This window comes from Pantoea sp. Pa-EAmG (assembly GCF_030024295.1).
Classification (GTDB): domain Bacteria; phylum Pseudomonadota; class Gammaproteobacteria; order Enterobacterales; family Enterobacteriaceae; genus Pantoea; species Pantoea dispersa.
The window spans coordinates 1-11,048 of record NZ_JASEWO010000153.1 but is presented as its reverse complement, the minus strand read 5'-3'; the positions used below and the strand labels follow the sequence as shown (position 1 = coordinate 11,048).

Below are 11,048 nucleotides of genomic sequence, written 5' to 3'. Positions count from 1 at the left end.
GCGCGCTGGCCGTCTGGATTGGCTCACCGCAGGACACCACCTTACTGCACTCGCTGTCCGAAGCGGCGCAGTTTTTCCCTCTTCGAGATTGAGAACGCCAACATGAAACATGGATTACTGGGTCTGGCTGCGCTGCTGCTCAGCACGCACGCATTTGCTGAGAACTATCGCATCGTGCAGTCCCCGGCACAGAAACTGGATGTCTGGATTGATGACGTGAAAGATAACCAGCTGGCGAGCTGGTGTAAGCGCAATGTTGATCTGCGCATCGTCACCCACGGCGCGAAAAACGTCGCGGCGCTGGAGGATTTTCTGCCGCGCGTCGCCGGGCTGATGGCATCGCAGTGTAAAGCGCTGCAGCAGCTCAACTGGGCGCTCAACGATGATGATGGCAACCCGATCGCCAGCGGCAGCGCTGCCAAAGCGCAGCAGTGGCAAACGGTGGTAACGCCGCCGCCCGCGCCCGTGCAGCAGCCAGAGACCGCTGCGGTTGCCCCTGCCGCGCCGGTGCTCAACTCGCCGCAGGCCGATACCACGCCGTGGCTGCAGTTCAGCCTGCTCGACGGCTGTCACTTCCGCACCTGGTGGCAGCATCCGGCGCAGACCAGCGCGCTGTTCGTGCCGTCCAAACAGGGTCTGAGCTGCGGTCAGGATGGCTGGCTGAGCGGCCGCAGCAGCCTGATGCAGATGGGCAACGGTGCGGCGAAAAGCGTGGTGGTGACGTTCCTGCAGGGCTTCCCGATTGCCGGCCTGAATAACAAACAGCAGAGCGCCGAGCTCAGCATCACTACCGTCAACAGCGAACGCATGGTGCTGAGCAACGAGAAGTCGCCAGACAGCTGGCTGGTGCTGCCGTTCAGCAGCCAGTTCAATGGCTGGCAGGCACCGGATCAGGTGGTGGTGCAGATGCCCGCCAGCGATGCCGCCGATGAGAGCGCGCTGCGTGCACGGTTGCAGGAAGTACGCAAAGTGTGGTCGCCGTGGCTGAGCGCCAGCGCACCGCTGAAAGTCCAGCTGGTAGAGCAGCTGCATCCGGAGCTGAAAGATCCCGCCGCCGCGGTTTACCGCACCATCAACTAACGCAAAAGGAGCTTGCATGGAGTCGTTACAATCGCGCCTGGCCAGTGCCTCACTGGCCGATAACCTCGCCGATATCACCCGCCAGATTCAGGCCAGCCCGGCCAGTGCCGACCTGCGCGCGGCGTTTGTGCAGCTGCTGTGCCTGGCGGGCAACTGGACGCGCGCGCAAACCCAGCTGCAATCGTGGCTGGCGCTGACGCCCCAGGCGCAGCCGACCGTCACCTTACTGCAGCAGGCCATTGCCGGTGAGCAGCAGCGTGAAGCGGTACTGCGCGGCGCGGCGCAGCCGCAACTGCCGGGCAGCGCGTGGGCGTGGTGTGAAACCCTGCTGGCTGCGCTGACCGCCGACATCCGCGGTGACTTCGCGCTGGGTGCGGAGCAACGTGCCGCCGCGCTGGCGCAGGCCGAAGCCAATCCGGGTCAGCTGCAACAGCAGGAACAGACGGCAGACTTCGCGTGGCTGATGGACGGCGACAGCCGCTTCGGGCCGGTGTGCGAAGCCATCGCCAACGGCCGCTACTACTGGATTCCGTTCGCCGCGATCCGCGAGATGGAATTTCAGGCGCCTGCCAGCGTCACCGATTTGGTCTGGCGCCATACGCGCGTGCAGCTGGTAGATGGCAGCGAGCAGATTTGCCAGATCCCGGTGCGCTACCCGCTGCTGCCGGGGGCGGATGAGCGCTACCTGCGCGCCAGCGTCACGGAATGGCAGCCGCTGGGCCACGATGACAGCCAGTTTACCGGTCACGGCCAGAAGCTGTGGCTGAGCGACAGCGGCGAGTATCCGCTGCTGACGCTGCAGCAGCTGACGTTCCAGCCAGGCGGCAGCGATGAGCCGTGATAACAGCTCGCACAACGACGGCTATGCCCAGCTGCATGGCGGTTTCCGCGCGCGTAAAAATCGCGATGCGCTAACCGCGCGCGACAAGTTGCAATCCTCGTTACTCGATCGTCTGACTGACAACGCGCCGGACAAGCAGAGCGAAGCCAGCAATACCACGCTGATTTCCCACAGCACGCTGCGCCGCCACGTGCTGCGCGATCTGCAGTGGCTGTTTAACACCATCAACAACGAAGCCCAGCAGGATCTCAGCGCCTTTGGTGAAGTGCAGCGCTCGGTGTGGAATTTTGGCGTGGCGCCGCTGGCCGGACAGAATATCTCCGACATCGAATGGCAGGATATGCAGCGCAAAATGACCGATGCCATTCTGCACTTTGAGCCGCGCATTCTGCCGCAGGGGCTGCAGGTGCGCTGCGTCAGCGATCTGAAATCGCTCAGCCTGCACAACGTGTTATCGATTGAGATCAAAGGCCGCCTGTGGTGCGTGCCTTATCCGCTGGAGTTTCTGTTCCGCACCCAGGTTGATCTGGAAAGCGGTCATTTTGAACTACTGGATGCAGGTTAATCATGGACAGCAAACTGCTCGACTACTACAACCGCGAACTGGCCTATCTGCGTGAGCTGGGCGCGGAGTTCGCTGCGCGCTATCCGAAAGTCGCCGGGCGGCTGGGGATGCGCGGCATCGAAGTCGCCGATCCTTACGTTGAGCGCCTGATGGAGGGCTTTGCTTTCCTCACGTCGCGCGTGCAGCTCAAAATGGACGCCGAGTTCCCGCGCTTTTCGCAGCGGCTGCTGGAGATGATTGCGCCGTCTTATCTGTCACCTACGCCGTCGATGGCGATTGCACAGCTCACGCCGGACAGCCGTAAAGGCGATATCAGCAATGGCTTCCACGTGCCGCGCGGCACCATGATGGAGAGCCAGCACCTGAAAAAAAGCGGCGTAACCTGCAGCTACACCACGGCGCATGATGTCACGCTGCATCCGCTGCGCATCAGCGAAGTTTCACTCGGCGGCGTGCCGGGCGATCTGCCGCTGGGCGAACTGAAGCTCAGCGGTCGCGGTGCCGCCAGCGCGCTGCGCGTGCGTATCGCCTGCGAAGGCATTTCGTCGCTCAGCCAGCTGAATGTCGCCGATTTAATGCTGTATCTCAGCGGCCCGGACATTCAGGCGCAGAAACTGCTGGAGCTGCTGATGCAGCACCGCGTCGGCATCGTGCTGCAATCGGTCGAACAGAAACCGCTGCGCCAGGTGCTGCCGGATGACTCGCTACAGCAGGAAGGCTTTGCGCCAGAGCAGGCGCTGCTGCCGGACGATCTGCGTAACTTCGACGGCTACCGGCTGCTGCAGGAGTATTTTGCCTTTCCGGCACGTTTCCAGTTCATCAACCTGAGCCAGCTGGCACCGTTTCTGCGCCGCTGCGATAACGCACAGGAATTCGACATTATCATCCTGCTGGATAAGGCTGACAGCGCGCTGGAAAGCGTGGTGGACAGCAGCCATCTGGCGCTGCACTGCACGCCGGTAATCAACCTGTTTCCCAAAACGGCCGAGCGCCTGAAGGTCAGCGACAGCCAGCACGAATATCATCTGGTGGTGGATAATATCCGGCCGCTGGACTACGAAGTGCACTCGGTGCAGCGGCTGTTCGCCACCGTTGAGGGCAAGCGCGAAGAGCAGTTATTCCGCCCGTTCTGGAGCACCTTCAGCGGCGACGACGGCGATTACGGTGCCTATTTCTCGCTGCGCCGTGAGCAGCGCACGCTGTCTGAGCAGGCGCAGCGTTACGGCACGCGCACCGGCTATATCGGCTCGGAAGTGTTTTTGTCGCTGGTGGATGAGCATCACACGCCGTGGCGCGACGACATGCGCTACCTGTCGGCGGACGTGCTCTGCACCAGCCGCGACCTGCCGCTGATGCTGTTGCAGCAGGAGCAGGGCAATTTCGTGATGCCGGATTCGATCCCGGTCGGTCAGCTGAAATTGTGTAAAGGCCCGACGCCGCCGCGTCCGGCGCTGGCCGAAGGGCTCTCCGCGTGGCGTCTGATCAGCCACCTGCAGATGAACTACCTGAGCCTGATGGACAGCAGCGACGGTCAGGGCGCTGCCGCGCTGCGCCAGCTGCTGAGCCTGTACGCTAATCTCGCCGAAGCGGCGGTGGCGCGCCAGATTGACGGTATCCGCCACTGCCAGCTCAGCGCGGTCAATCGCCGGGTGCCGGAACCGGGCCCGGTGGTGTTTGCGCGCGGCGTCAGCATCACGCTGGAGGTCGACGAACAGGCGTTCTCCGGTGCCAGCCCGTGGCTGCTCGGCAGCGTGCTGGAACGCGTGTGCAGCCGGCTGGTGGCGCTGAATAGCTTTACCGAATTCACTCTCAACAGCCAGCAGCGCGGCGAGGTGGGCTACTGGCCGCCGCGCATGGGCAGGAAGGCGCTGCTATGAGCGAGGCGCAGATCATTCCGCTGCAGCGCGCCCAGCGGCTGCCGGACGATTTCTGGCAGGCAGTGATGGCGGCACCGTGGCGCTACGATCTGTTTCAGCTGCTGCGCCGGCTGGATGCGCAGGGCGGCCAGCGCTATCCGCTGGGACGCGCGCCGCTGCCGAAGTTCGAAGCGCTGCGCATTGGTCAGCAACCGTCGCTGGCGTTTGCCCCGGCAACGCTGGCCAGCGTGCAGCCGCGCGCAGAGGACGCGCGCCATGACGTGGCGATTTACAGCTTTGGCCTGTTTGGCCCCAACGGTCCGCTGCCGACCCATCTGACGGAATATGTGCACGAGCGCATCGTGCACCATCAGGATCACAGCCTGGCGGCGTTTGCCGACATCTTTCACCATCGCGCCACGCTGCTGTTTTATCGCGCCTGGGCCGATGCGCAGCCGGCCGTCTCGCTGGATCGCGCCGATAACCGCCGCTTTGTCGATTACCTTGCCTGTCTGGCTGGCATCGGTTTACCGGCGCAGCAGCAGGCCAGTTCGCTTAGCCTGCATGCGCGGCTGATGCTGGTCGGCCACCTCAGCCGCCACGGTCACGATGCCGAAGGGCTGGTACGCATTCTGCGTCACTACTTTGGCGTACCGGTGCAGCTGGCACAGAACGTGCCGCAGTGGCTGACGCTGGACGCGCGCGATCAGGCGCGGCTGGGGGCCGGACGCCAGATGCCGCGGCTGGGCGAATCGGCGTTCCTCGGTGTGGCGGTGCGCGATGTGCAGCACCGTTTTCGCCTGCGGCTCGGTCCGCTGAGCGCGCAGCAGTATGCCCACTTTCTGCCAGATGCGCCGGGCGCGCGCGAAGTGCGCGACTGGGTGCGTCACTATCTCGGCATCGAGATGCAGTGGGACCTCAGCCTGATCCTGGCGGCGGAAGAGGTGCAAAGCGTCACGCTGGGAGGCAATGCCCGGCTGGGCTACACCAGCTGGCTGGGACACGCGCCACAGCCGCAGGATCGCGAAGATTTCATGTTTGAGGTTGAGGCAGCCGCAAGCTAGCCCAATCGCTTTTCCCTGTTACACAGCCTGCTTCTTTCATTAAAGAGACCCGATATGTCAGAAATCAGCCGTGCCGTGTTATTCGGCAAACTGGATACGCTGTTATTTACCTCGCTGGAAAGCGCCACCGCCTTTTGTAAACTGCGCGGTAATCCTTATGTTGAACTGGTGCACTGGCTGCACCAGCTGATGCAGCAGCAGGATGGCGACTTACAGCGGGTGATCAGCCATTTTTCACTGGATGAAAACGCGCTGACGCGGGATATCGTCGCGGCGCTCGACCGCCTGCCGCGCGGTGCGAGCGCGGTTTCCGATCTCGCCGAACACATCGACAGCGCCGTCGAGCGCGCCTGGGTCTACGCCTCGCTGAAGTACGGTGCGACGCGCATTCGCGGCGGCCATCTGCTGATTGGCATGCTCAAAACCTTCAACCTCGCCAGCGTGCTGAAAGGCATCTCCGGCCAGTTTGGCCGTATCAATGCTGATGCGCTGCTGGAGCAGTTCGACACGCTGCTCGCCAGCAGTAAAGAAGCACAGCAGGCGCTGGTGGCACAGCCGGGCGCGGAGAGTGCCGCACCGGCAGCCAGCACCAGCACGCTGGCGCAGTACGCGCAGGATCTCACCGCGCGTGCACGCGAAGGACGCATCGATCCGGTCACCGGCCGTGATGAAGAGATCCGCCAGATGGTGGATATTCTGATGCGTCGCCGGCAGAACAACCCGCTGCTGACCGGCGAAGCGGGCGTTGGCAAAACCGCGGTGGTCGAAGGCCTGGCGCTGCGTATTGCCGCAGGCGACGTACCGGCTCCGCTGCGGGATGTGCAGCTGTGGCTGCTGGATATCGGCATGCTGCAGGCCGGTGCCGGCATGAAAGGCGAATTTGAAGCGCGCCTGCAGGCGCTGATTAATGAAGTGCAGTCCAGCCCGACGCCGATTGTGCTGTTCGTCGACGAAATCCACACGCTGGTCGGTGCCGGCGGCCAGCAGGGCACCGGCGATGCCGCCAACCTGCTGAAACCGGCGCTGGCGCGCGGCCAGCTGCGCACCATCGGTGCCACCACCTGGGCCGAATACAAAAAGTACATTGAGAAAGATCCGGCGCTGACGCGTCGTTTCCAGACCGTGCAGGTGCAGGAGCCGGATGAAGCCAAAGCGATTCTGATGCTGCGCAGCACCGTCAGCGCGCTGGAGAAGCATCATCAGGTACTGCTGCTGGATGAGGCGGTCAGCGCGGCGGTGAAGCTGTCGCACCGTTACATTCCGGCGCGCCAGCTGCCGGACAAAGCGGTGGCGCTGCTGGACACCGCCTGCGCACGCGTGGCGGTGAGCCAGGGCGCACAGCCTGCGGCACTGGAAGATTGCCTGCATCGTCTGGCCGCGCTGGAGATTGAAGCGGAGATCATTGCGCGCGAAAGCAAAGTCGGGCTGGGCGATGCGGCGCGTTCGCAGGCGGTTGCCGCCCAGCGCGCAACGCTGGAAACCGAGCGCGATGCGCTGCAGCAGCGCTGGCAGCAGGAGCGTGAACTGGTCGATCAGCTGATTGCGCTGCGGGCGCGCTGCGTGACGGAGGGCGAAGCCGCGCTGCGCGATGAGCTGGACGCGACGCAACAGCAGCTGCAACAGCTGCAGGGCGAAGCGCCGCTGCTGTTTGCCGCCGTGGATGCCAGCGTGGTGGCCGCCGTGGTCGCAGACTGGACCGGGATTCCGCTGGGGCGCATGGTGAAAAACGAAATCGACGCGGTGCTCAATCTCGCCGATACGCTCAACCAGCGCGTGATTGGCCAGCGTCACGGTCTCGATCTGATCGCCAAACGCGTGCGCACCTCACGCGCGCGCCTCGACAATCCGAACAAACCGGTCGGCGTCTTTATGCTGTGCGGTCCCTCCGGCGTCGGCAAAACCGAAACCGCGCTGGCGCTGGCCGAGTCGCTGTACGGCGGCGAGCAGAACATCATCACCATCAACATGAGCGAGTTTCAGGAAGCCCACACCGTTTCCACCCTGAAAGGCGCACCGCCGGGCTACGTGGGCTATGGCGAAGGCGGCGTGCTGACCGAAGCGGTGCGGCGTCGTCCCTACAGCGTGGTGCTGCTGGATGAGATTGAGAAGGCGCATCCGGATGTGCACGAGCTGTTCTTCCAGGTGTTCGATAAAGGCTGGATGGAGGATGGCGAAGGGCGCCACATCGACTTCCGTAACACCATCATTATCCTGACCTCCAACGTCGGTACGCAGCTGATCAGTGCGATGTGTGCCGATCCGGAGCTGATGCCGGATCCGGAAGCGCTGAGCACCGCACTGCGCAAACCGCTGCTGGAGGTCTTCCCGCCAGCGCTGCTGGGTCGCCTGCTGGTGGTGCCGTATTACCCGCTGAGCGACGCGATGCTGGCGGAAATCGTCCGGCTGCAGCTGGGCCGTATTGTTCAGCGCCTCGCCGACAACCACGGCATCAGCGCGCAGATTGACGATTCGGTCATCAGCCAGATCGTGCAGCGCTGCACTGAAGTGGAGTCCGGTGGCCGCATGGTCGACGCCATCCTTACCAATACCCTGTTGCCGCAGATGAGCCAGATGCTGCTCAGCGCCCACGCCCGCGATGAACGCTATCGTCGCGTGCAGGTACGCTGTGAGCAGGGCGAGTTTGTTTGCCAGTTCGATGTCTAAAGCCGTTAGTGATCAGAGAGTTTTCGAAAATGTCGGAACACGATAATCCCCTCAACGTACCCAACGCTCTGCCGGTGGGTTACCGTTTCAATGAGTTTGAAATTAAAGAAGTGATCGGTGGTGGCGGCTTTGGCATTGTTTATCGTGCCTGGGATCATCAGCTGGAGCGTGATATCGCCATCAAAGAGTTTATGCCGGCTTCGCTGGCGGTGCGCAGCGATGATCTGAATCTGGTGCTGCGCAGCGAACGCTTCAGCAAAACCTTTCATGCCGGGCTGAACAGCTTTATTCAGGAGGCGCGCCTGCTGGCCCGCTTCAACCATCCAAATCTGCTGCACGTGCTGCGTTTCTGGGTGCAGAACGACACCGCTTATATGGGCACGGTGTTTTACAGCGGCACCACCTTATCGAACCTGCGCGAGCGCAATCCGCAGCTGGTGGATGAAGCCTGGATTCGTCGCCTGCTGCCGCCGCTGCTGGGTGCGATCAAAACCATCCACGACGCCGGTTACCTGCACCGCGATATCTCGCTGGATAACATCCAGATTCAGAGCAGCGGCGAGCCGGTGCTGCTGGACTTTGGCTCCGCGCGTAAAACCATCGGCAACCTCTCGGATGAGAGCGAAACCATGCTGCGTCCGGGCTATGCGCCCATCGAGCAATACAGCGATAACGACGAAAGCGAACAGGGCGCGTGGACGGATATCTACGCGCTGGGCGCGGTGCTGCATACGCTGATCACCGGGGCGCCACCGCCGGTGAGCGTGGTGCGCAGCATCGAAGATAACTACCAGCCGCTGGCCGCGCGCCGCCTGCCGGGCTACTCCCAGGCATTGCTGACGGCGGTAGACAGCGCGCTGGCGCTCAAACCGGAAGATCGGCCGCAGGATATTGATGCTTTTGCCGGGCTGATGGCGCTGCCAGAGCGCGAACCGGAACCGCTGCTGAGCGCCAAAATCAGCGGACCGGGCACCATGCTGGTGCCGGTGGAAGAGGCGAACGAAGCCGAAACGCTTTCGCCGGTGAAATCGCTGCTGCGCCATCGCTTTGCGCTGCCGGGGCTGGTGGCCGCGGGCGTGCTGGTGGGATTGTGCGTGGGGCTGCTGATGTCCGGAGGCGATGAGCCTGCGGCGCCGGCAGAGACGGTGCAAAACAGCGCGCCAGCTGCTGATCCGGCAGTTTCACCTTCAGCGCCGTCAGCGCCAGCCGCAACGGCAGCGGTAACGCCGGAAAAACCGCGCGAAGCGGAGCCGCAACCTGCTCCGCCGCCGGAGCCGGTAGCGCAGGTTTACATCAAGCTGCAGCAGGGCGAACGCGTCCAGGTGAATGGCAAACCGCAGGCGCTGGTGCCTGCCGCCAACGGTTTTGCCGCGCTGCAACTGGCGCCAGGCAATTATACCTTTGCCATCAGCGGCCAGGGCGGCACGCGCGAGCAAACGCTGACCATCAGCGAAGAAGGCGTCTGGTTGCTCGATCCACACAGTTAATCATCAGGGATTTATTATGTTCTCACGCATCACCGCGCAGCTGCCGATGGACGGCCTGCTGTTCTGGAAACTCACCGGCGCCGAGGCGCTGTCGCAGTCATTTGAGCTGAACGCCGAGCTGCTGGCCACCGATGCGCGCATTGACCGTCACGCGCTGCTGGGGCAGCCGGTCACGTTCACGCTGCCGACGCAGAGCCTGCTGTCGCCGCGCTACCTCAACGGGAAAATCACGCGGGTGGCGGTGCGCAGCGAGGAGCTGAGCGGGACGCGCTACGCGGTGTACCAGCTGCGGGTGGAGCCGGACCTGTGGCCGATGCGCCGGGACCGCAACCTGCGGATATTTCAGGGTCAGACGGTGCCGCAGATAGTGCAGACGCTGCTGCAGGAGAACGGGGTGAACGTGGAGACGCGGCTGGGCAGCAGCTACCGGGTGTGGGAGTACTGCGTGCAGTACCAGGAGAGCAGCTTCGACTTCATCAGCCGGCTGATGGAGCTGGAGGGGATTTACTACTGGTTCCGTCACGAGGCGGAGCGTCACGTGATGGTGCTGTGCGACGGGGCGGACCAGCACGAGGCGTTCGCGGGCTATGAGACGATACCGTACCACGTGACGGCGTCGGGCGGGAGCGTGACGGAGGAGGGCATCAGCCAGTGGTCGCTGTGCGAGAGCGTGACGCCGGGGATGTACAGCACGGACGACTACGACTTCCGCAAGCCGAACGCGTGGATGCTGCAGGCGCGGCAGAACCCGGTGTCGCCGGTGCCGGGGGCGGTGGACGTGTACGACTGGCCGGGCCATTTTGTCGACCACAGCCACGGGGAGTTTTACACGCGCATCCGTCAGGAGGTGTGGCAGGTGGCGCACCACAGCGTGAGCGGAACGGGGACGGCGACGGGCATCGCGCCGGGGTACCGGTTCGGCATCGTGAACGCGCCGCACTTCAGCGACAACGGAGAGTACCTGGTGACGTCGGCGCGGTACGACTTCGAGGAGAACGGGTACGCGAGCGGCGGCGGCGGGGCGCGGCACAACATCGCGTTCACGGTGCTGCCGTCGTCGGTGACGTACCGTGCGGAGCCGGCGACGGCGTGGCCGAAGACGCACGGGCCGCAGACGGCGAAGGTGGTGGGCCCGGCGGGTGAGTCAATCTGGACGGACCGCTACGGCCGGGTGAAGGTGAAGTTCCACTGGGACCGCCTGGCGAAGGGCGACGACACGAGCTCGTGCTGGGTGCGGGTGTCAAGCGCGTGGGCGGGCCAGGGGTTCGGCGGGGTGCAGATCCCGCGGGTGAACGACGAGGTGGTGGTGGACTTCATCAACGGCGACCCGGACCGGCCGCTGATCATCGGTCGCGTGTACAACGAGGCGAGCATGCCGCCGTGGGCGCTGCCGGCGGCGGCGACGCAGATGGGGTTTTTGAGCCGTTCGAAGGACGGCACGGCGGACACGGCAAACGCGCTGCGCTTCGAGGACAAGGCGGGCGAGGAGCA

The 11,048-nt window shown here is 63.8% G+C and carries 8 protein-coding genes and 1 pseudogene; all 9 read left to right on the top strand.

All coding sequences use genetic code 11. The annotated features are described in order from the left end of the window. A pseudogene (locus tag QMM04_RS17490) lies at positions 1–92 on the top strand (serine/threonine-protein phosphatase); the annotation flags it as partial. A gap of 10 nt (positions 93–102) precedes the next feature. Further along, positions 103–1,080: a hypothetical protein gene (locus tag QMM04_RS17485; protein ID WP_211727500.1), complete on the top strand. Its 978-nt coding sequence runs from the start codon at positions 103–105 to the stop codon at positions 1,078–1,080. A gap of 16 nt (positions 1,081–1,096) precedes the next feature. Continuing rightward, the gene (locus QMM04_RS17480) at positions 1,097–1,921 is read left to right on the top strand and encodes a type VI secretion system accessory protein TagJ (RefSeq protein ID WP_282996620.1); all 825 of its coding nucleotides are present in this window, start codon (positions 1,097–1,099) and stop codon (positions 1,919–1,921) included. Beyond that, the gene (tssE, locus tag QMM04_RS17475) at positions 1,911–2,486 is read left to right on the top strand and encodes a type VI secretion system baseplate subunit TssE (protein WP_021506795.1); all 576 of its coding nucleotides are present in this window, start codon (positions 1,911–1,913) and stop codon (positions 2,484–2,486) included. Before QMM04_RS17480 ends, tssE begins: the two co-directional genes overlap by 11 nt. 2 nt (positions 2,487–2,488) lie before the next feature. Further along, entirely contained in the window at positions 2,489–4,363 is a 1,875-nt protein-coding gene (gene tssF, locus QMM04_RS17470) for a type VI secretion system baseplate subunit TssF (protein WP_058771452.1), read from the top strand. After that, complete coding sequence (tssG, locus tag QMM04_RS17465; RefSeq protein ID WP_058771453.1) at positions 4,360–5,406, top strand: type VI secretion system baseplate subunit TssG; 1,047 nt, start codon at positions 4,360–4,362, stop codon at positions 5,404–5,406. Before tssF ends, tssG begins: the two co-directional genes overlap by 4 nt. A 54-nt stretch (positions 5,407–5,460) precedes the next feature. Then, positions 5,461–8,070, top strand: a complete 2,610-nt coding sequence (gene tssH / locus QMM04_RS17460; RefSeq protein ID WP_282996619.1) for a type VI secretion system ATPase TssH — start codon at positions 5,461–5,463, stop codon at positions 8,068–8,070. A 29-nt stretch (positions 8,071–8,099) separates the two neighbouring features. Next, positions 8,100–9,557 carry a serine/threonine-protein kinase gene (locus QMM04_RS17455; protein ID WP_238561529.1) on the top strand — a complete coding sequence of 486 codons (1,458 nt, stop codon included), beginning with the start codon at positions 8,100–8,102 and terminating at the stop codon, positions 9,555–9,557. A gap of 16 nt (positions 9,558–9,573) precedes the next feature. Beyond that, positions 9,574–11,048, top strand: a 1,475-nt coding sequence (tssI, locus tag QMM04_RS17450; protein WP_282996618.1) for a type VI secretion system tip protein TssI/VgrG, incomplete at its 3' end; no start/stop codon positions are given.